Origin of the sequence: Lelliottia nimipressuralis, assembly GCF_004402045.1 — a bacterium.
Taxonomy (GTDB): Bacteria; Pseudomonadota; Gammaproteobacteria; order Enterobacterales; family Enterobacteriaceae; genus Enterobacter; species Enterobacter chinensis.
On sequence record NZ_SOMG01000023.1, the window covers coordinates 137,966 to 158,530 of the forward strand.

Here is a 20,565-nt window from a genome sequence, read left to right on the forward strand (position 1 = left end):
GATGGCTCCTTTAAATTCCGTCGCGTTCCAGCGGGCAGCTCATGCAGCGCGCGCCGCCGCGGCCGCGTCCCAGCTCGTCGCCCGGGATGGGCAGCACGGTGATACCTGCCTTGTCGTACTTCTCGTTGGTCCAGACGTTGCGCTCGTAGCCAATCACCACGCCGGGGCGGATGGTCAGGACGTTGTTGGCGTCGTTCCACTGCTCGCGTTCGGCTTCAAAGGCATCGCCACCGGTGGTGATCAGGCGCACCTGGTTAATGCCGAGCGCCTTCTCGATGGCGTGCAGCAGGTCGGTTTCCTGGGTACGCAGCAGGCCGCCGCGTCCGTCCGGGGTGAGCGTCCAGCACTGGGCATCTTTGCGCACCACTTCCGGGTAGACGGAGAAGGTGTCCACGTCGATGTGGGTCATGACGGTGTCGAGGTGCATGCAGGAGCGGTGTTTTGGCAGCTCAACGGCGATCACGCGCTCGGCCTGGCGGTGTTTGAACAGGCTGTTGGCGAGAAACTCCACGCCCTGCGGGGTGGTGCGTTCGGACATGCCGATCAGCACCGCACCGCGGCCAATGACTAATACGTCACCGCCTTCTAAGGTGGCGTGGTCGTAATTAATATTTTCGTCGCCGAAATACTTAATAAAATCACCGTCGGCAAACACCGGGTGCCAGCGATATATTGCCCGCAGGTTATTCGTTTCGCGCTGACGCGCCGGTTTGGCCATCGGATTAATGGACACGCCGTTATAAATCCAGCAGGAGGTATCGCGGGTAAATAAATGGTTCGGCAGCGGCTTCATAATAAAATCATTCGCCGTGTGGGTATCGACTACCATATTTTTAATGGCTGCCGGAATTTCACCGTAGGTTAATCCGCCGCTTAATCTGCGCGCCAGTTCGCGGTGCGGCATATCCGCCAGCCAGCCGCGGACGTCGCCGGCAAAGGTGGGGCCGAGACGGTAGTCAGAGATTTGTGTATCCAGCAGCCAGGCCTTCGCCTCTGCAATATCAAGGGTTTGTGTCAGAAGGTCGGTCAACAGCAGGACTTCCACACCCTGCTCGCGCAGCGTGTTTGCGAAAATGTCATGCTCCTCACCCGCCCGTTCAACCGAGAGCACATCATCGAAAAGCAGCTCCTGACAATTCGATGGCGTTAAACGTTTCAGACTTAAATTCGGACGGTGCAGCATAACGCTACGCAATTGACCAATTTCAGAACCGACGTAATGCTTTTCCATAATTATTCCTTTAACTGTTTTTCAGAATAAAAAGGGCATGCGCCATGTGATGTATTTAATTGCATGGCGGCTAAGCTCAATTGATTTCGTGATTTATACTAGGCAGTTAAATAATCCGTAATGTGATATTGCTCACGCGAAACCGGATATTAGGGGGTTTGTTTTCATTTGCATGATTCGCATCAGATAATGATTAATTTCATATTATTGAGGGGTGAATAGCTAAGCAGGATCCGGTGGCATTATTTGAGGTTGTTATTATTTTGTAGATTTTAATCTTTTGGAATATGTTGTTATGTGGCTGATTTTAAATGATAAATATTATGCATAAGAATGGCTATGCAATTAACGTAATTAACTATTTTTGACTTAAGAAAAATCAATAAATAATTATGGTTTTTTAGAGCAAATTATCAAAATAGTAAAGTGTGAGGCGGCAACGGGTTTTGTTAATTAGAGAGCATGATCAAGAGGTTAGAACAGCCGTGCGATAAGCACGGATCGAGGTTATGCATAACCCCTGCATAAATGCCTGGGCAGGGTTAACAGCAATTTAACACCATTCCCGATAAACATGCGCTCGCGCAAACCTCTTCCAAAAAGGGCTGGTATGGCAGCCGGGATTCTCGTATAAAAGATAAAAATGAAACAATGTTTTATATTGAGGGTTAAAACATGATTGTTGGCAACATCCACCATCTGCAGTCCTGGCTGCCTGACGAGCTGCGTCAGGCCATTGAGCACGTTAAGGCCCACGTCACCGACGCCACGCCGCTCGGGAAACACGACATCAACGGCAACAGCCTGTTTTATCTGGTTTCTGAAGACACGACCCAGCCGTTCGCCGAGCGCCGCGCCGAGTTCCACGCGCGTTATCTGGATATCCAGATTGTGATGAAGGGTCAGGAAGGGATGACCTTCAGCACCCTGCCGCACGGTACGCCGGACACCGACTGGCTGGCGGAGAAAGACATCGCGTTCCTGCCGGAAGGCGAGCAGGAAAAAACCGTGGTGCTGAGCGAAGGGGATTTCGTGGTGTTCTGGCCGGGTGAGGTGCATAAGCCGCTGTGCGCGGTGGGAGCGCCTGCGCAGGTGCGAAAAGTAGTAGTGAAAATGCTGGTGAAGTAAGACCGTCCTCTCCCACAGGGAGAGTGTAAAAGTTCCCTCTCCCTGTGGGAGAGGGTTAGGGTGAGGGCACCAGACCGCACCCACGCATAATGTGATCCAGCTTATATTTCCCGCACTCCCTCTTCCCTTCCCATTTACCTGCGCTTTTTCTGCGTCATATTATGATCGTTAAATTAATGAACGCTGTTCTATAATGTAGAACAAAATGATTCAGCAAGGAGATCTCATGCCGCAGTCCGCGTTGTTCACGGGAATCATTCCCCCTGTCTCCACCATTTTTACCGCCGACGGCCAGCTCGATAAGCAGGGCACCGCCGCGCTGATCGACGATCTGATCAAGGCAGGCGTTGACGGCCTGTTCTTCCTGGGCAGCGGCGGCGAGTTCTCCCAGCTCAGCGCCGAAGAGCGTAAAACCATTGCCCGCTTTGCTATCGATCGCGTCGATCGCCGCGTGCCGGTGCTGATCGGCACCGGCGGTACCAACGCCCGGGAAACCATTGAGCTGAGCCAGCACGCGCAGCAGGTGGGCGCGGACGGCATCGTGGTGATCAACCCCTACTACTGGAAAGTGTCGGAAGCGAACCTGATCCGCTATTTCGAACAGGTGGCGGACAGCGTCACGCTGCCGGTAATGCTCTATAACTTCCCGGCGCTGACCGGGCAGGATCTGACCCCGGCGCTGGTGAAAACCCTGGCCGACTCGCGCAGCAACATTATCGGCATTAAGGACACCATCGACTCCGTCGCCCACCTGCGCAGCATGATCCACACCGTGAAAGCCGCCCATCCGCACTTCACCGTGCTGTGCGGCTATGACGATCATCTGTTTAATACCCTGCTGCTCGGCGGCGACGGGGCGATCTCGGCGAGCGGCAACTTTGCCCCGCAGGTGTCGGTGAATCTTCTGAAAGCCTGGCGGGATAAAGACGTGGCGAAAGCGGCTGAGTATCATCAGACCTTACTGCAAATTCCGCAGATGTATCAGCTGGATACGCCGTTTGTGAACGTCATTAAAGAGGCGATTGTGCTCTGCGGCCGCCCGATTTCCACGCACGTGTTGCCGCCCGCGTCACCGCTGGACGAGCCGCGTAAGGCGCAGCTGAAAACCCTGCTGCAACAGCTCAAGCTCTGCTGAGCCGGACGATAACCATGACCATCGAGACAATTTTCACCCCGCAGGACGATGCGTTTTATGCCGTCATTACCCACGCGGCGGGGCCGCAGGGCGCGCTGCCGCTGACCCCGCAGATGCTGATGGAATCCCCCAGCGGCAACCTGTTCGGCATGACCCAGAACGCCGGGATGGGCTGGGACGCCAACAAGCTGACTGGCAAAGAGGTGCTGATTATCGGTACCCAGGGCGGGATCCGCGCCGGGGACGGACGCCCGGTCGCGCTGGGCTACCACACCGGGCACTGGGAGATCGGCATGCAGATGCAGGCGGCGGCGAAGGAGATCACCCGCAACGGCGGGATCCCGTTCGCGGCCTTCGTCAGCGATCCGTGCGACGGGCGCTCGCAGGGCACGCACGGCATGTTCGACTCTCTGCCGTACCGCAACGATGCGGCGATCGTGTTTCGCCGCCTGATCCGCTCCTTGCCGACGCGCCGGGCGGTGATCGGCGTGGCGACCTGCGATAAAGGGCTGCCCGCCACCATGATTGCGCTGGCCGCGATGCACGACCTGCCAACCATTCTGGTGCCTGGCGGGGCGACGCTGCCGCCGACCGTGGGGGAAGACGCGGGCAAGGTACAGACCATCGGCGCGCGCTTCGCCAACCATGAACTCTCACTGCAGGAGGCCGCCGAGCTGGGCTGTCGCGCCTGCGCGTCGCCGGGTGGCGGCTGTCAGTTCCTCGGCACGGCAGGCACCTCACAGGTGGTGGCGGAAGCGCTCGGTCTGGCGCTGCCGCACTCCGCGCTGGCACCGTCCGGGCAGGCCGTGTGGCTGGAGATCGCCCGTCAGTCGGCGCGGGCGGTGAACGAGCTGGATAACCGCGGCATCACCACGCGCGATATCCTCACTGATAAAGCCATCGAAAACGCGATGGTGATCCACGCGGCGTTCGGCGGCTCCACCAATTTACTGCTGCACATTCCGGCCATCGCCCACGCGGCGGGCTGCACGATCCCGGACGTTGAACACTGGACGCGCGTTAACCGCAGGGTGCCTCGCCTGGTGAGCGTGCTTCCCAACGGCCCGGACTATCATCCGACCGTGCGCGCGTTCCTCGCAGGCGGCGTGCCGGAGGTGATGCTCCACCTGCGCGATCTCGGCCTGCTGCATCTGGACGCCATGACCGTCACCGGCCAGACGGTGGGCGAGAACCTCGACTGGTGGCAGGCGTCCGAGCGCCGTAAGCGCTTCCGCCAGTGCCTGCGCGAGCAGGACGGCGTGGATCCGGATGACGTGATCCTGCCGCCCGGGAAGGCAAAAGCGAAAGGGCTGACCTCGACGGTCTGCTTCCCGACGGGCAACATCGCGCCGGAAGGATCGGTGATCAAGGCCACGGCGATCGACCCGTCGGTGGTGGATGACGATGGCGTTTACCGCCATACCGGCCGGGTACGGGTGTTTGTCTCGGAAGCGCAGGCGATCAAGGCCATCAAGCGGGAAGAGATAAAGCAGGGCGATATCATGGTGGTGATCGGCGGCGGGCCGTCCGGCACCGGCATGGAAGAGACCTACCAGCTCACCTCTGCGCTGAAGCATATCTCGTGGGGCAAGACGGTGTCGTTAATCACCGATGCGCGCTTCTCGGGCGTGTCGACGGGCGCCTGCTTCGGCCACGTGTCGCCGGAGGCGCTGGCGGGCGGGCCGATTGGCAAGCTGCGCGACAACGACATCATCGAGATTGCGGTCGACCGTCTGACCTTGACGGGCAGCGTCAACTTTATCGGCACGGCGGAAAAGCCGCTGACGCCGGAAGAGGGCGCGCGCGAGCTGGCAGTAAGGCAGACGCACCCGGACCTGCACGCCCACGACTTTTTGCCGGACGATACCCGGCTGTGGGCGGCATTGCAGTCGGTAAGCGGCGGCACCTGGAAAGGCTGTATTTATGACACCGATAAAATCATTGAGGTAATTAACGCCGGTAAAAAAGCGCTCGGCATTTAATTATTTTATGAGATAAAACCGTCTGCGGTAAATATTCCGCGGACGGTTTTCGCGTGTCTGTAATTTTCTAATATAAACAATAAGTTGTGATATATCGTTGGCGTCACAAAAGCAAAATAACGTAATTCAAAAATAAGATATGACCATTGCTGGTTAATTGAACAGCTCATTACACTCCATTAACACGATGTTGTAATTCAGCACACTACATAAGGGTGTAATTCTGATGACGCAATTAACCATGAAAGACAAAATTGGCTACGGGCTGGGTGACACCGCCTGCGGCTTCGTCTGGCAGGCCACGATGTTCCTGCTGGCCTACTTCTACACCGACGTCTTCGGCCTGTCGGCGGGGATTATGGGCACGCTGTTTTTGGTCTCCCGCGTGCTCGACGCCGTGACCGACCCGCTGATGGGGCTGCTGGTAGACCGCACGCGCACGCGGCACGGCCAGTTCCGCCCGTTCCTGCTGTGGGGCGCTATCCCGTTCGGCATTGTCTGCGTGCTGACCTTCTACACGCCGGACTTCTCCGCGCAGGGCAAAATCATCTACGCCTGCGTGACCTACATTCTCCTGACCCTGGTCTACACCTTCGTTAACGTGCCGTACTGCGCCATGCCGGGCGTCATTACCGCCGACCCGAAAGAGCGTCACGCCCTGCAGTCCTGGCGCTTCTTCCTGGCGGCGGCGGGCTCGCTCGCCATCAGCGGCATCGCGCTGCCGCTGGTGAGCATCATCGGCAAAGGGAACGAGCAGGTGGGCTATTTCGGCGCCATGTGCGTACTGGGCCTGAGCGGCGTGGTGCTGCTCTACGTCTGCTTCTTCACCACCAAAGAGCGCTACACCTTTGAGGTGCAGCCGGGCTCGTCGGTGGCGAAAGATCTCAGGCTGCTGCTGGGCAACGGCCAGTGGCGCATCATGTGCGCATTCAAGATGATGGCGACCTGCTCTAACGTGGTGCGCGGCGGGGCGACGCTCTACTTCGTGAAATACGTGATGGATCACCCGGAGATGGCGACCCAGTTCTTACTCTACGGCAGCCTCGCCACCATGTTCGGCTCGCTCTGCTCCTCCCGACTGCTGGGCCGCTTCGACCGCGTCACCGCCTTCAAGTGGATCATCGTCGCCTACTCGCTGATCAGCCTGCTGATTTTCGTCACCCCGGCGGAGCACATCGCGCTGATTTTCGCCCTCAACATTCTGTTCCTGTTCGTCTTTAACACCACCACGCCGCTGCAGTGGCTGATGGCCTCTGACGTGGTGGATTACGAGGAGAGCCGCAGCGGACGCCGCCTCGACGGGCTGGTGTTCTCCACCTACCTGTTCAGCCTGAAGATTGGCCTGGCAATTGGCGGGGCGGTGGTGGGCTGGATCCTGGCGTACGTGAACTACTCCGCCAGCAGCAGCGTGCAGCCGGTGGAGGTGCTCACCACCATCAAAATTCTGTTCTGCGTGGTGCCCGTGGTGCTCTACGCGGGCATGTTCATCATGCTGTCGTTTTACAAGCTCACCGACGCCCGCGTGGAGGCCATCAGCCAGCAGCTGATCAAGCATCGCGCGGCACAGGGCGAGGCCGTTCCTGACGCCGCGACAGCCGCATCCCATTAACCGGAGGCAATATGGAAATCACTAACCCGATACTCACCGGCTTCAACCCGGACCCGTCCCTGTGCCGCCAGGGCGAGGACTACTACATCGCCACCTCGACCTTCGAATGGTTCCCCGGCGTGCGCATCTACCACTCCCGCGACCTGAAAAACTGGTCGCTGGTCAGCACCCCGCTGGACCGCGTGTCGATGCTGGACATGAAGGGCAACCCGGACTCCGGCGGCATCTGGGCGCCGTGCCTGAGCTACGCCGACGGGCGGTTCTGGCTGCTCTATACCGACGTGAAGATTGTCGACTCGCCGTGGAAAAACGGCCGCAACTTCCTCGTCACCGCGCCCTCCATCGAGGGCCCGTGGAGCGAGCCGATCCCGATGGGCAACGGCGGGTTTGACCCGTCCCTGTTCCACGACGACGATGGCCGCAAGTACTACCTCTACCGCCCGTGGGGGCCGCGCCACCACAGCAACCCGCACAACACCATCGTGATGCAGGAGTTTGACCCGCAGACCGGCACGCTCTCGCCGGAGCGCAAAACCCTGTTTACCGGTACGCCGCTCTGCTACACCGAAGGCGCACACCTGTACCGCCACGCGGGATGGTACTACCTGATGGTCGCCGAGGGCGGCACCAGCTACGAGCACGCCGTCGTGGTGCTGCGTTCAAAAAACATCGACGGGCCGTACGAGCTGCACCCGGACGTGACGATGATGACCAGCTGGCACCTGCCGGAGAACCCGCTGCAGAAGAGCGGCCACGGTTCGCTGCTGCAGACCCATACGGGAGAATGGTACATGGCCTACCTCACCAGCCGCCCGCTGCGCCTGCCCGGCGTGCCGCTGCTGGCCTCCGGCGGGCGCGGCTACTGTCCGCTGGGCCGCGAGACCGGTATCGCCCGCATTGAGTGGCGCGACGGCTGGCCGTACGTGGAAGGCGGCAAGCACGCGCAGCTGACCGTGAAAGGTCCGCAGGTGGTGGAACAGCCCGCTACCGTTCAGAACGGCTGGCGGGACGATTTCGACGCCAGTTCGCTCGACCCGGAGCTGCAGACCCTGCGCATTCCGTTCGACGACACCCTCGGCTCGCTCACCGCGCGCCCGGGCTACTTACGGCTCTACGGCAACGACTCGCTCAACTCGACCTTCACCCAGTCGACCGTGGCGCGCCGCTGGCAGCACTTCACCTTCCGCTCAGAAACGCGGATGCAGTTCTCGCCGGTCCACTTCCAGCAGAGCGCGGGGCTGACCTGCTACTACAACAGCAAAAACTGGAGCTACTGCTTTGTGGACTACGAGGAGGGGCAGGGCAGAACGATTAAGGTTATTCAGCTCGACCACAACGTGCCGTCGTGGCCGCTGCACGAGCAGCCCATTCCGGTGCCGGAGAGCGCGGAGAGCGTCTGGCTGCGGGTGGATGTGGATACGCTGGTCTACCGCTACAGCTACTCGTTCGACGGCGAGACGTGGCACACCGTGCCGGTAACGTATGAGGCGTGGAAGCTATCGGACGACTACATCGGCGGGCGCGGCTTCTTTACCGGCGCGTTTGTGGGACTGCACTGCGAGGACATCAGCGGCGACGGCTGCCACGCGGACTTCGACTACTTCACCTACGAGCCGGCCTGACGGCTCAGGCCGGGTAGCCCAGCGCGCGTGACAGCTGGAGCCCGGCCTGCTGAAGCTGCTCGCGGAAATTAGCCAGCTCTGCGTCGTCCACGCGTGAGGTCAGCGTCGACAGGCTCAGGGCGGCAATCACGCGGGACTCATGGTTCCACACCGGCACCGCTACGCAGCGCACGCCCTGCTCGTTCTCTTCGCTGTCCAGGGCGTAACCCTGCTCGCGGGTCTGCGCCAGGGCGCTCATTAAGGCTTCGCGAGAGGCGAGAGTAGCGGGCGTAAAGGTGGTGTACTGATACCCCTCCAGCAGGGCGTTCAGCTCGGCCTCGCCCAGCCAGGCAATCAACACCTTGCCGATGGCGGTGGCGTGAACCGGCAGGCGGCGGCCGATGCGCGAATAGGCGATAGCGGCCAGCTTGCCTTCAATCTTCTCGATATAGACCCCTTCACGCCCGTCCAGGATCCCCAGATGGGTGGTCTGCCCGGTCCGCTGGGACAGCTCCGTCAGCCAGCCTTTCGCCTTCTGGCGAATATCGATGGAGCCCACGACAAAATGGCCGCGCTCGACCAGCTTCATGCCGAGGCGATACTTGCCGTTCTCCGGGTTCTGATCGATATAGCCGTGAAGCTGCAGGGTTTTCAGCAGCGAGTGGAGGGTACTCTTGCTCAGCCCCATCAGCTTGCTGATGTCGGTGATCTTAAGCTCGGTGGCCTGCTCGTTGAACAGGTCGAGGATCTGCAACGCACGTTCAACAGACTGAATAATCGGCATAATGCTGGCATGTCCACGCTGGAATTAAGGCGAAAACGTACCTTTTTCGGGGTGAAAAATCAATGAAATGGAGCCGGCCTGATCCGCCCGGCGGCGCTTCGCTTGCATGGGCCTACGGGTTTTGTAGGCCGGGTAAGCGCAGCGCCACCCGGCAAAAAGAGCGCGCAGAATCAATAAAGTGGGAGAGAAGATCACTCCCCAAGTGTCGCCACCATCACCGCCTTAATCGTATGCATCCGGTTTTCCGCCTGGTCGAACACGATGCTCGCCGCCGACTCAAACACCTCGTCCGTCACTTCCATCCCGCCGTGCAGGTCGAACTCTTTCGCCATCTGCTTGCCGAGCGTGGTCTGGTCGTCATGGAACGCCGGCAGACAGTGCAGGAACTTCACGTCCGGGTTGCCGGTCAGCGCCATCATCTGCGCATTCACCTGATACCCGCGCAGCAGCGCAATCCGCTCCGCCCACTTCTCTTTGGCTTCGCCCATCGACACCCACACGTCGGTATAGATAAAGTCCGCGCCCTTCACGCCCGCCGCCACGTCTTCCGTCAAGGTGATCTTCCCGCCGTGCTTCTGGGCCAGCGCGCTGCACTCCGCCACCAGGCTCTCTTCCGGCCAGCAGGCTTTCGGGGCCACCAGGCGCAGATCCAGCCCGGTCAGCGCCGCCGCTTCCAGCATCGAGTTGCCCATGTTGTTGCGCGCATCGCCCGCGTAGACCAGCGTCATCTCGTTAAACGCCTTGCCCGGCAGGTGCTCCTGCATGGTTAGCAGGTCCGCCAGCAGCTGCGTCGGGTGGAACTCGTTGGTCAGCCCGTTCCACACCGGCACGCCCGCGTACTGCGCCAGCGTCTCGACCACTTCCTGACCGTGACCGCGGTACTGAATGCCGTCGTACATCCGCCCCAGCACGCGCGCGGTATCCTTAATTGACTCTTTATGCCCAATCTGGCTGCCGCTCGGCCCTAAATAGGTAACGCGTGCGCCCTGGTCAAATGCGGCAACTTCGAAAGAGCATCGTGTACGGGTTGAGTCTTTTTCGAAGATGAGCGCGATGTTTTTACCGGTAAGCTTTTGTACTTCCTTGCCATTTTTTTTATCGGCTTTGAGCTGTGCGGCAAGGGTCAGCAGAGAAGTGAACTGTGCAGGGGTAAAGTCGAGCAATTTCAGAAAGTGTTTCTTGTACAGATCAGACATTTTATCCTCACATGGCGAACGCCACTTATTGAATTAAAATTCACTTTATATGTGTAATTATTCATTTGCAACCCCGTTTCACAAATCTTTCCAACAAAGGTGGAGGCAAACCCGTCCGTGTGTGAAAATAGAAGTATCTGCCGCACTTTAAAGAGGATTGAGCCATGGCAAACCCGGAACACCTGGAAGAGCAACGCGAAGAGACGCGTCTGATTATTGAAGAACTGCTGGAAGACGGTAGCGATCCGGACGCGCTGTACACCATCGAGCACCATTTCTCTGCGGATGATTTCGACGCGCTGGAAAAACTGGCGGTAGAGGCCTTCAAGCTGGGTTACGAAGTGACCGAGCCGGAAGAGCTGGAAGTGGAAGAGGGCGACACCGTCATCTGCTGCGACATCCTGAGCGAAGGCGCGCTGAAGGCGGAGCTGATCGACGCGCAGGTAGAACAGCTGATGAACCTTGCCGAGAAGTTTGAAGTGGAATATGACGGCTGGGGAACCTACTTCGAAGATCCGAACGGTGAAGACGGCGAAGAAGGCGACGACGAAGATTTCGTCGACGAAGACGACGACGGCGTGCGTCACTAAGCGTTTCAGGCGGTGGCGCGCGCCACCGCTTTTTCAAGGCAGAACCATGGATTACCCGCAGATACTCGCCCCCGTACTCAACTTCCTCCAGTGCCCGACCCCGCAAGCATGGATTGATAAAGCCCGCGACCCGGCGAACCTGCCGCTGCTGCTCACCGACCACATGGTGTGCGAGCTCAAGGCCGCCCAGACCGCGTTATTACTCGTGCGCAAATACGTCGCCGACGAAAGCGGTGCCGACGCGCTGCTCGACTGGCTCAAACCCTACGAGCAGTTCACCTTCCGCGACGGCCCGGAGCCGGACTTCATCGCCCTGCACAAGCAGATTGGCAAAAGCGTGATGCCCAAAACCGACGACCCGTGGGGCCAGGCGCTCATCGACAGCATGGTGCTGCTGATTAAAGAAGAGCTGCACCACTTCTGGCAGGTGCGCGAGGCGATGCTGGCCCGCGATATTCCGTACGTCAAAATCACCGCCAGCCGCTACGCCAAAGGGATGCTGAAGGAAGTGCGCACTCACGAACCGCTGACGCTGATCGACAAGCTCATCTGCGGCGCCTACATCGAAGCCCGCTCCTGCGAACGCTTCGCCGCGCTGGCCCCGTACCTCGACGACGACCTGCAGAAGTTCTATCTCTCGCTGCTGCGCTCGGAAGCGCGTCATTATCAGGACTACCTGACGCTCGCCCAGCAGGTGAGCGACGACGATATCTCACCGCGTATAAAGCTTTTTGGCGAAATTGAAGCCACACTTATCTCGACACCGGACACCGAGTTTCGCTTCCACAGCGGCGTGCCGGTGTAAACCGGCATAACTCAAGGATAAGGATGCGAGATGAATAAAACGTGGACCCGTATTGTGATTGTCGTCATTGCGGCTGCCGCCGTGGCGTTCTGGGTGTTTTTCGACAGGCAGCGCGCCCCGGAACGGCAGATGGATAACGCCCTCAACGCGATGCCCGCCTGGCAGGTGATTAAGGAACAGGAGCCCGCGCTGCATCAGCGCATCCTCGACCAGATGGCTGCCCTGCAAAAAGCGGGCGAGCCGGAGCAGCAGATTATCGACACCATCCAGCCGCAGATCCTGCATCTGCAGATGACGCGCCTGCAAAACGCCCCGGACGCCAACGTGGTGAACTACATGACCATCAATATGGAGCAGACCGCCGCCATCCAGAAGGTGAGCGACGACGCCTGTTTCCGCTTCCTCTACCCGATGGTGAAGGGCGGCATCAACCCGATGCGCATGCTGGATAAAGACCTGATGGCGCGGCGCATGCAGGCCGACGCCGACATGATGCGCGCGGCCTACGGCAAAAACCGCCACACCGTGACCCCCGCCGAACGTGAGGCGGCTGTCGAGGATGTGCGACCGATTATGAAGGCACTTGCCGATAAGTACGGCGAGGACATCCAGCTGCTGCAGATGCCGGAGAAGGCGGCGGGCAAAGAGAAGCTCTCCTGCGATATGGTGCAGGAGATGTGGGCGAAGGTGCTGGCGCTGCCGGAGCAGAAGGCGGCGGGTGTGATTCGCCTGGCGGTGTCTGAGCTGGAGTGACGAAGGGCGCTGGTTTTTTGGGCACTTAGCGCGGGTTTAGCGCGTCGTCGCTTGCATGGCGGCGCGCGACAGGTATAATCCACAACGTTTCCGCATCCCCTTCAGTGCCGAAGTGGCGAAATCGGTAGACGCAGTTGATTCAAAATCAACCGTAGAAATACGTGCCGGTTCGAGTCCGGCCTTCGGCACCAAGTCACTAAATTCCTTACATTACAGCTGGTTAGACGATTAAATCTGTCTCTTTTGCTTGTAAGAAATGCTCTGTTATGTCCCTTGAAAAAGCCGCTGTGGTTGATAGTGATAATTGGGATGTTAACTCATAGCGACATGTAGTTCCAGGCGTCAAACAGGTACCGATTGAACACTGACTGAACTCGAATGCTATGACGTTGCAGGGAATAAACAGGTTTATTGTGGTGTTCGTACCTGCACACGAAATGCAGGCTCTGCCAGCGATTCGGCCTCGCTCCTTCGGGTACATGGTCATCCTGATAAACTTCACTATCTGACACTCCCTGGTGAAGTCGCCTAACGGCTCCGCGCGTTGTCTTACCTCCAACGGCATTAGGCTTGTATTGTCTAAAATCAGTGAGGAGGGGAAAGGCTGGATCTCTCCAGCCTTTGACGGTCATCTCACTTTCTTGAAGATGAGCAGGATCAGAGGGACGCAAATCACGAAACCGTAAATTGCCGCATCAAAAACACCGCTTGTAGCTTGGGCAAGTGAATCAACAGCCTGGTAATACTCTTTTAATGGAACAGGATTTGAGACAAGAGTCTGATTTTCAGAGAAAACCGCGAATGCTTGTGAGGCGACAAACAGACCGAAGAAGTAACCCAAGCTGACAATGCAAATCCCTCCCCATCGGAGAATGGTTTTAGTCCTATTCGTCAACGTCATAAGATCCACCTAATACACCGCCAAAAGTACCGCTGGAATACTGTGATAATGAATCGCCTGTAGCCGCTGCTTCGGCTGCAATGTGCTGAACTTTACCCTTTGGTGACTCTTGGTATCGCGGCAAATTGTCCTTGTTGGGATACATTTTTTTAAACTCGCCTGTCATTTCAACAACTGTCATTGATGAGAAGTCAGAACTTTTTGACTCAAGATAACGCTGCAATGAGACAGGGATTGTGAAATCTTCTGCGGATTCGATAGGAATCTGCGTCGTAGTAGATGTGTAGTTGTGCTCGAATACCCTTGAACCAGCAAACTTAATCCCTTCAACAGAGTGAGTGGTACAGTTGTTTCCTGTTACGTCGTACTCATCAATTGTGCGGCCTCTGCGTTGGGTTGTTTCTTTCATTTCCGATGTGCGAATCGCTGGTTCACCCTTATTCCAAAGATCTTCAAAGAACTGCCTTGTTTTTGTCGGATCAGCATCATCTATTCGAAACGCTCTTGCGCCCATCCGGTACAGCTCTGCTCTATAGTAAACCCTCGCATCTTCACCTTGCAGAAAGTTTAAAATTCCGTCACCAGTTAAATTCCCTGGGCCTGTTCTGCCGTAGCGACCATAGGTATAGAGATAAATCGAATTGTCTTGATGTACGGAAACGAAAGCGTGTCCTGCATCGGTGATTTCTGTCCAGATGTAAACGCCGTTCAATAACGGATTATCTTCTGGCTTGCAGGTGTTAGCAAAGCTGTTTTGCTTCTTCGCTACCTGTGCGTGCTGCACTGGCTCTACAGGCGCTATCGCCCAGGAAGGGGTATTCACCTCAACTGTGCCAGGCGCGATAAGAAAATTAGTACCCTGTGGACAACCGCAGCGGATTTCCGCACCATCCACGGCGACTGCGACGCTATTTGAGCAACGAGGATCACCGCTAACAATTACCCCCACTTTCCCGCATTTCGGGCAAGGAGTGGTCTTATCGCCGATGTAGAGTTTCCACAAGCCCATAACAGACATACCGGGGCGGGCGGCAATACATTGTGCGCCTGTAGAGGTTTTATCTCCTTGTAGACCAACGTTCTTACCGTGAACTGTGCAGCCTCTGTTAACCGATGCCATAGTGACCGCCTTATTTCAGAAAGTTTTCTGGCAACGATTCCCCTGCACGGACTACTCTTCTTCCGGCATTTTGTGGGCAGCTAATAATTTCATCGCCGTTATCCAGCAAGCTACCAACAAGGGCGATTGATTCGCCTGGTGTGTTTCCCGCACCATTGGAGATCTTCGCGGACGTTCCATCTGGGTAACGCACTTCATCGCCAACTCGAGACACATTTAGCATTGTGCCGTCATCAAGTTTGATCTGCCGTCCGTTATATTCACTGAAAACTTTCCCACCATTACGTGTCAAGCTGCCCTCTGTAGCGATCAGATAAGCTGCTGTAACTGGATGAGCGAGATTGTAGGCGTTTTGTTTTTCGATGAGAGAACGGGATTCATCGTTCATTGCGGCGAGTTGTTCGGCTGTAAATGGTGATTCGTCAAAAGCTGCTAGCATTTCAGGTGTAAGTTCGTTGGTGTACTGCTTCATAGGTCCCTCTACTTGCTATGGAAATAATTTCAGCGGCTATTTTACAAACAATAACCACATTAACAATAAGTATTATACTTAAGCGAAACTGTGTTTCGTAACAACCCGTAAAGGGGGTTAGTCCTCCTTGAATGTCCTAGTGTATTTGCACTTTTCGGACGGTCTGATCGTCACAGTCTCCGTAAGGTTGGCGTTGCTGTAGATACACACCTTCGCGTTGCCTATCTCCTGTTCATCTGTCTGATCCCTGTGGAGGCGTGGGCTGGCAGTAGAGCCAGCGTCAGCACAAACAAGCATTTCATGTTAATCACCCCAATATGTTTGCAAAGGCAGCGCCCACGCTCTTAGTGTCAATCTTCAAATAGTTCATGGTCACTTTAGGGTCTGAAGAGTTAAGCGCTTTCATAGCTAAGGCAAGGTTGCCATTGGATTTCTCCATACCTGCGTTGCAGAAAACCTGCGAAAAGAATGACACCCTATGGTTCCTTTTATTCCCACACAGGAGCTAAAACTAAGTAACGATCTCGCTTGTAAATCATGTTAACCCCAGTAATTTTGTCAGGGCTTTTGCACTTGATTTTGAACAGTGTGAAATGTCGACGTTATTACCTGTTTTTGCATTTTATTCAGAGTATTAGAGGAGCTTGCCAGACAAGCGAACGACCGTAGAAATACGTGTCGGTTCGAGTCCGGCCGTCGCTCCGTTAGTACTTCCAAGACCATCTGAGAAAGTCCAATTACCCTTAAAAATGAATGCACACAGTGATTTTACATCCTAAGTCTTCCATGGATGCCCGTTGAAATGCGGATAACATAGGGGGCATTTTAACTTCGATATGAACTGTGCCCCCAAATAAAGCTGAATGGTAGCCTGATCTAAATCTACACTAAAAAAACAAAATCTATAAAATGGCTGATGCGATGGTTTGTATCTGAAGGCTTTTGAAGGAAGATAATAAAGTTTATTTAAATCAGAATATTATGCGTATCTCTTTTGTAAATCATAATCGAGTATCTGGAACTTAATAGCGTTACCTCACTGTGATGCATAAATTTAAAAGGCTACCTTAGTAGCCTCATATAATTAAGAGTATTGATCCCAATCTCTGGGGATAAACCAGTTGGGTGTCCAGCTAACAAACTCTTGCGGGTGAAAATTTTGAGCGATTACCACTAGAGATTTAATAGCTTCAGGCCTCAAACTGAGAACATGATTTTTTTTATCACTTTCGTAATCCCAAAAATGAAACCTGTCACTTTTATCATGTGCTCTACGGCTAGGGCCGAAGTCCATAGGAGCGGTTAATCTCGTGATTGTCGCGTTATCTTCTTTTGAATAAAAAGTTAACATGATTTTAGAGCGACTATGAATCGCATCAATAAATTTATCGCGCATATACTCTCCTTTGTAGTTACTTAGATAATATTCACGATTAGTAGGTTATTGTGTGTGATCGACGCAGCATTTAAACAAACATTGCGAAGTCAAAACTTATTTTTAATTATTGTTATCTGGATGCCCCCACCACGCCTGCGCAGCATGCGCATGAATAGCCTTCAGGCCTACCTATTGTGGTGCTGACGATGAATTTTGTGTCGGTAAATCGCATGCTAATCCATGCAAGTTATGCATGCATGGATTTTTAAGGAAAAGCGGAGAGATTTTTAGGGTTAGTTGGGCGGTCTACTGCGCCGTCGGTTTTGCGCACTGCCGTGTGCAATTCAGATTCTGCGGAGGCGTGAATTTTTCACTTGTGGCCTGGTCGACATATAGCGCCCCAAGAATATACTGACCGAGTAGTGTATGGCTTAAATATAAATGGCGGGTTATTGCCCTGAATAATTAATCTCGTAGGTTGTAAGAGCTGTGACAGGCTCCGTACCGTAAGACGCCAGTTACGGATGCGATGCCCTGAGGTTCTCTAGAGAGTTAATATAACGAAAAAGTGTGTAATTATGGCATATGTTTGATGCTTTCTGGCACTGCAATCCCTGCAAAGTAAGGCGCTCAACACGCCTTACTTTGCAGGGATTGCAGTACTTTGAAGGACTTTTCACGTCTCTTTTACAACTTATTTCTCTGTATCCCATTGCGTGAAATAGCGCTTCAATTTTTCCACAGTAAAACGCCATTTGGGAGTCGTTGGTTTACAAACCGTGTTTTGGTTGCCAAAGAAACCTACCTCATTCACCGCTTCGAGTTCGGATCGGGTTTCCAGCCATTCCACAGGAACAAAATATTCTGATTTGTCGGGATCGTCTGCATTCTGGCGATATAGATCGCTGTATTTAAGAACATCTATTGCAGGCATTTCGCCGTGTTCCGTTTTGATCGTAAAGCTGCTGGCTGGTTCAACTGCGCTCTGAACAATACCGACTCCAACGTAACCCGTTGCTGGGATTTTTACCCAAACGCGGTCGCCCGGCTGAAGCTGTTTTAAAGTCTGACTATACCAGCTTCCACCACCCGCACTGATAAAGCCATATCGACGTGCCTCTTCCCAGACGCGGCTTTGCGGATCGCCGAACGAGACATAAAACTCGCCATTCCAGGGTTCCTTAGCATTGGCACTTGTTCCGGCAGTGGCCTGCGCGGCATTTGTTTGCGTTTCGCTCGGATCGATAAGCCAGGCACGACTTAAGAACTGTTCGTCACCGTGCTGGAACACTTTAAAGAACAGAACGTTAATCGAGATGCCATTCTTGCTCAGATAATCGACAATACGCTCGGTGGAGGGATCCAGCTCCGCCGCCACGATAATGATTTGATGCGACTGATTGAGCGACTCTTCTTCCAGTTCGGTATTAAAGCGTTGCTTAAATGCCGAGCCTAGATTTCCGCCACCAGAAAATTTTTCATAAATCTGCGACAGGCGATCGGCGGTTAAATCATCCACCCAAGAAGCGTAATCTAGCGCCTGCGCGACTACTTCACGCGGTGTGCGGTCACGCTTAAGCTCAATCAGGATCAGCGAGGCATCCGGCGCAATCGCCAGCAGATCGATACGCCCTTTATCGAGCGTATTTTCCTGATGGCCGATGATCATCCACTGATCAGAGAGGATAGTGGGGTCGTTTAAAATCATCTTCTCCAGCAGTTGCTCGCTGGCGAGTTTGCTGATAGTTAGCGGCTGGGGATTCTCCCCTATCCGCCAGATTGCATGATGAACTGGCATTAGTGCTTCCTCTTTAAATCTGAATCTCAAGTTATTGTTTTGATATATGCTCTTACTTTAAAAAGAAGTAGATCAGAGTGTATCGTTTCAATTTAATGGTATTAAAAATTAAGTATCTATGATGCTAACTCGAGAAATTTATGCATGGCATTTGCTCTCTATGAAATCGAACAGTGACCTAAATATTTCAAAACTCTCTGCTGGGAATGCCGGTACTATTGTTTTAGCAAATTCAGCTTTATCACCCGCAAACTCTATGATTTCACTACCTGCGGTGAAAGATCGTTTTATGAACCATTTCCCAAGCAATTCCTCTTTATAAAACAATAGTTCTATAGATAAGTGCGAGCCTCCGCGCCCCCCCCATGCTTGATTTTCTTCGTCAATAACTTGTTTTTTAATGTCATTATCCTTGGGAACAGGGAGCAACAAAGCATAATGATATTCATATTTTAATTTTTTAGCTAATCCAGAATATGGGTCCATAACAATATCTAGACCTTTAAGCCCTTTCCAATCATTATATGCATCGTCAAAATCAAATAAGGCAAACATTTTTCTGTTAGGGAAGTTTAGCTTCAATTCATCACGGGAGAATAAATTTCTCAAGAAAGTACGGTCGAAAGCATTTTGGATTCCAAATGGACAGTTTCGTCCAGGGTTTAGCTTATCCCAAGCAATGTTGAGAATTATTTCATCAGTGACCCCTTCAGTAAAAAGCACATTTCCAGAAGATGTTTTGAGAAATTGATTTAATACCAACCTGGCTTCAGTTTCTGAAAAAGAGATGATTCCGGCAGATAGATCACGAATAACCTGGTTTTTATCTTGCTTGCAGAATTTTATCTTGTGGTTTTCAGTATATATCACGGAAATATTTTTTTGCTCTAATGAAGCGATAGTTGAAGCACTGTGAGTAGTGACTAAAATGTGGTTTTTACATAACGCAATTGTATTAATTTCTTTTACTTGATTAATAAATTGATGCTGCCATTCTGGATGCAAAAAGGCATCAGGCTCATCAAGTAACGTCACACAGTTTTTATTTTTGAAAAACTCCGAAACTGCATAAATATAAACCGATTGAAATTGCCCATCACTAAAGGAACTAATGTCCCCTTCAACATTAGAATCCAATCGTAAGGGTACAGTTATATCAGAAAGCATTCCTAAAACTTTAAGGTTATCAAACTGCTGAAAAAGTTCATCCCAACGATTTACAAATTTCTCTTGTAATTTTTTTATGGATATATACAGTATGTAATGGTCTTCAGCTTGAAAGTAACCTTCATTAACGGATATTTGATCAGTATTATCCCATATGCATTGCGTTAAAGAATCAAGAAAGTTTTTAGTAATGCCTACTGCATTCCAATATCGATCCGTTTCATCGTTAAGCAGAATATTAAAATCTCTTTTACCCTTAGCATAATCAGGGCGATCTAACTTTAATCTAATGACAGGTTCAGTAACTTCTTTGGTACCAGGTTTTGTTAGGCCCAGCTTGCTAATTGCAAGTTTATTTAGAATATAATTCCTAGCAGGATTATCTTGATGCTGCGATATAATAAGAGTTAGAAGCAGACTTTTGTAATCCGGCCCGATTCCAATAAATTTACGTGAATCGGATAAATCAGCACCTTTAATTTTTCTCTGAAATAATGATTTATAATTACTAATTAAGCTAGACACAGTAGTATTATGCCCGGTGTAATATACAAGTATATTTTCAGGAAAGGGGATTTTTCCTAATTTTCGTTGGCCATCCTCATCATTGATGAGCAACCGATCCTTTGTCCATTCAATTTTAGTCACAATCCTATCAATTTCGTAAAATATACGATACTCAAAAGTAATTGTGTTGTTCTCTTGACCAAACTGATCAATATGACGAAAAATCTCAATGATAGCTTCAAAAAAATTAGATTTCCCGCTTGCATTTTTCCCAACAAAAACATCAATGCCACTGTTATCATCAAAATCTATCTGGAAGTCTTGAATGTTTTTGTATCGCGAAATGTAAATGGATTTTATACGCACCTAATACTCCTTGGTCTTCTATCAATAACGCAATAATGGGTA

General features: G+C 53.2%; 18 protein-coding genes and 1 tRNA gene. 9 read left to right on the top strand and 10 right to left on the bottom strand.

Translation table 11 applies throughout. From position 1 onward, the window contains the following. Positions 1-10: 10 nt before the first annotated feature. On the bottom strand, positions 11-1,231 hold the full coding sequence (gene arcA, locus E3U32_RS15490; RefSeq protein WP_134349485.1) for an arginine deiminase: 1,221 nt from the start codon (positions 1,229-1,231) through the stop codon (positions 11-13). A 675-nt stretch (positions 1,232-1,906) separates the two neighbouring features. On the opposite strand from arcA, the gene E3U32_RS15495 reads away from it, so the two are divergent. The 5 genes from E3U32_RS15495 (at position 1,907) to E3U32_RS15515 (ending at position 8,707) form a co-directional block, all read left to right on the top strand. Further along, on the top strand, positions 1,907-2,359 hold the full coding sequence (locus E3U32_RS15495) for a YhcH/YjgK/YiaL family protein (protein WP_134349486.1): 453 nt from the start codon (positions 1,907-1,909) through the stop codon (positions 2,357-2,359). Between the two features lie 226 nt (positions 2,360-2,585). Beyond that, positions 2,586-3,494: a 2-keto-3-deoxygluconate aldolase gene (gene yagE, locus E3U32_RS15500; protein WP_134349487.1), complete on the top strand. Its 909-nt coding sequence runs from the start codon at positions 2,586-2,588 to the stop codon at positions 3,492-3,494. Positions 3,495-3,508: 14 nt separating this feature from the next. Continuing rightward, positions 3,509-5,476: a xylonate dehydratase YagF gene (gene yagF, locus E3U32_RS15505; RefSeq protein ID WP_134349488.1), complete on the top strand. Its 1,968-nt coding sequence runs from the start codon at positions 3,509-3,511 to the stop codon at positions 5,474-5,476. A gap of 226 nt (positions 5,477-5,702) precedes the next feature. Beyond that, complete coding sequence (locus E3U32_RS15510) at positions 5,703-7,085, top strand: MFS transporter (RefSeq protein WP_134349489.1); 1,383 nt, start codon at positions 5,703-5,705, stop codon at positions 7,083-7,085. A gap of 11 nt (positions 7,086-7,096) precedes the next feature. After that, positions 7,097-8,707, top strand: coding sequence for a glycoside hydrolase family 43 protein (locus E3U32_RS15515; protein ID WP_134349490.1), 1,611 nt, complete (start codon positions 7,097-7,099; stop codon positions 8,705-8,707). Between the two features lie 4 nt (positions 8,708-8,711). Here the strand turns inward: E3U32_RS15515 and xynR are convergent, their stop codons facing one another. The 3 genes from xynR to argL form a co-directional block, all read right to left on the bottom strand. Beyond that, entirely contained in the window at positions 8,712-9,470 is a 759-nt protein-coding gene (gene xynR / locus E3U32_RS15520; protein ID WP_134349491.1) for a DNA-binding transcriptional repressor XynR, read from the bottom strand. A 191-nt stretch (positions 9,471-9,661) separates the two neighbouring features. Further along, entirely contained in the window at positions 9,662-10,666 is a 1,005-nt protein-coding gene (argF, locus tag E3U32_RS15525) for an ornithine carbamoyltransferase (protein ID WP_046092339.1), read from the bottom strand. Then, positions 10,636-10,731 carry a putative translational regulatory protein ArgL gene (argL, locus tag E3U32_RS23805; RefSeq protein WP_213014347.1) on the bottom strand — a complete coding sequence of 32 codons (96 nt, stop codon included), beginning with the start codon at positions 10,729-10,731 and terminating at the stop codon, positions 10,636-10,638. Before argL ends, argF begins: the two co-directional genes overlap by 31 nt. A 99-nt stretch (positions 10,732-10,830) precedes the next feature. Between argL and rraB the strand changes: the two genes are divergently transcribed. From rraB to E3U32_RS15545, 4 genes are all read left to right on the top strand, one after another. Beyond that, positions 10,831-11,256 carry a ribonuclease E inhibitor RraB gene (gene rraB / locus E3U32_RS15530; RefSeq protein WP_039261087.1) on the top strand — a complete coding sequence of 142 codons (426 nt, stop codon included), beginning with the start codon at positions 10,831-10,833 and terminating at the stop codon, positions 11,254-11,256. A gap of 46 nt (positions 11,257-11,302) precedes the next feature. Next, positions 11,303-12,061, top strand: coding sequence for a tRNA isopentenyl-2-thiomethyl-A-37 hydroxylase MiaE (gene miaE, locus E3U32_RS15535; RefSeq protein ID WP_134349492.1), 759 nt, complete (start codon positions 11,303-11,305; stop codon positions 12,059-12,061). Positions 12,062-12,091: 30 nt separating this feature from the next. Next, entirely contained in the window at positions 12,092-12,814 is a 723-nt protein-coding gene (locus tag E3U32_RS15540) for a topoisomerase II (RefSeq protein ID WP_134349493.1), read from the top strand. A gap of 106 nt (positions 12,815-12,920) precedes the next feature. Beyond that, positions 12,921-13,005, top strand: a tRNA-Leu gene (locus E3U32_RS15545). Positions 13,006-13,442: 437 nt separating this feature from the next. Here the strand turns inward: E3U32_RS15545 and E3U32_RS15550 are convergent. The 6 genes from E3U32_RS15550 to E3U32_RS15585 all read right to left on the bottom strand — a co-directional run bounded on the left by E3U32_RS15550 (position 13,443) and on the right by E3U32_RS15585 (position 20,523). After that, positions 13,443-13,715, bottom strand: coding sequence for a hypothetical protein (locus E3U32_RS15550; protein WP_134349494.1), 273 nt, complete (start codon positions 13,713-13,715; stop codon positions 13,443-13,445). Continuing rightward, positions 13,699-14,835, bottom strand: a complete 1,137-nt coding sequence (locus E3U32_RS15555; protein ID WP_134349495.1) for a PAAR domain-containing protein — start codon at positions 14,833-14,835, stop codon at positions 13,699-13,701. Before E3U32_RS15555 ends, E3U32_RS15550 begins: the two co-directional genes overlap by 17 nt. A 10-nt stretch (positions 14,836-14,845) precedes the next feature. Beyond that, complete coding sequence (locus tag E3U32_RS15560; protein WP_208527917.1) at positions 14,846-15,307, bottom strand: hypothetical protein; 462 nt, start codon at positions 15,305-15,307, stop codon at positions 14,846-14,848. Positions 15,308-16,391: 1,084 nt separating this feature from the next. Continuing rightward, positions 16,392-16,703, bottom strand: a complete 312-nt coding sequence (locus tag E3U32_RS15575; protein ID WP_048990848.1) for a hypothetical protein — start codon at positions 16,701-16,703, stop codon at positions 16,392-16,394. 676 nt (positions 16,704-17,379) lie between these two features. Further along, a complete protein-coding gene (locus E3U32_RS15580; RefSeq protein WP_134349496.1) occupies positions 17,380-18,483 on the bottom strand; it encodes a nuclease in 1,104 nt (367 codons plus the stop codon). A 138-nt stretch (positions 18,484-18,621) separates the two neighbouring features. After that, positions 18,622-20,523 (bottom strand): AAA family ATPase, encoded by a 1,902-nt coding sequence (locus E3U32_RS15585; RefSeq protein ID WP_134349497.1) that lies wholly within the window; start codon positions 20,521-20,523, stop codon positions 18,622-18,624. Positions 20,524-20,565: the final 42 nt, after the last annotated feature.

Bases quoted from the DNA above. Each gene is read 5' to 3' on its own strand.
- E3U32_RS15515 (WP_134349490.1), top strand. From the start codon at position 7,097: ATGGAAATCACTAACCCGATACTCACCGGCTTCAACCCGGACCCGTCC.
- E3U32_RS15560 (WP_208527917.1), bottom strand. From the start codon at position 15,307: ATGAAGCAGTACACCAACGAACTTACACCTGAAATGCTAGCAGCTTTT.
- E3U32_RS15555 (WP_134349495.1), bottom strand. From the start codon at position 14,835: ATGGCATCGGTTAACAGAGGCTGCACAGTTCACGGTAAGAACGTTGGT.
- rraB (WP_039261087.1), top strand. From the start codon at position 10,831: ATGGCAAACCCGGAACACCTGGAAGAGCAACGCGAAGAGACGCGTCTG.
- yagF (WP_134349488.1), top strand. From the start codon at position 3,509: ATGACCATCGAGACAATTTTCACCCCGCAGGACGATGCGTTTTATGCC.
- E3U32_RS15540 (WP_134349493.1), top strand. From the start codon at position 12,092: ATGAATAAAACGTGGACCCGTATTGTGATTGTCGTCATTGCGGCTGCC.
- E3U32_RS15495 (WP_134349486.1), top strand. From the start codon at position 1,907: ATGATTGTTGGCAACATCCACCATCTGCAGTCCTGGCTGCCTGACGAG.
- argF (WP_046092339.1), bottom strand. From the start codon at position 10,666: ATGTCTGATCTGTACAAGAAACACTTTCTGAAATTGCTCGACTTTACC.
- yagE (WP_134349487.1), top strand. From the start codon at position 2,586: ATGCCGCAGTCCGCGTTGTTCACGGGAATCATTCCCCCTGTCTCCACC.
- arcA (WP_134349485.1), bottom strand. From the start codon at position 1,231: ATGGAAAAGCATTACGTCGGTTCTGAAATTGGTCAATTGCGTAGCGTT.
- miaE (WP_134349492.1), top strand. From the start codon at position 11,303: ATGGATTACCCGCAGATACTCGCCCCCGTACTCAACTTCCTCCAGTGC.
- E3U32_RS15580 (WP_134349496.1), bottom strand. From the start codon at position 18,483: ATGCCAGTTCATCATGCAATCTGGCGGATAGGGGAGAATCCCCAGCCG.
- xynR (WP_134349491.1), bottom strand. From the start codon at position 9,470: ATGCCGATTATTCAGTCTGTTGAACGTGCGTTGCAGATCCTCGACCTG.
- E3U32_RS15575 (WP_048990848.1), bottom strand. From the start codon at position 16,703: ATGCGCGATAAATTTATTGATGCGATTCATAGTCGCTCTAAAATCATG.
- E3U32_RS15510 (WP_134349489.1), top strand. From the start codon at position 5,703: ATGACGCAATTAACCATGAAAGACAAAATTGGCTACGGGCTGGGTGAC.
- E3U32_RS15550 (WP_134349494.1), bottom strand. From the start codon at position 13,715: ATGACGTTGACGAATAGGACTAAAACCATTCTCCGATGGGGAGGGATT.
- argL (WP_213014347.1), bottom strand. From the start codon at position 10,731: ATGAATAATTACACATATAAAGTGAATTTTAATTCAATAAGTGGCGTT.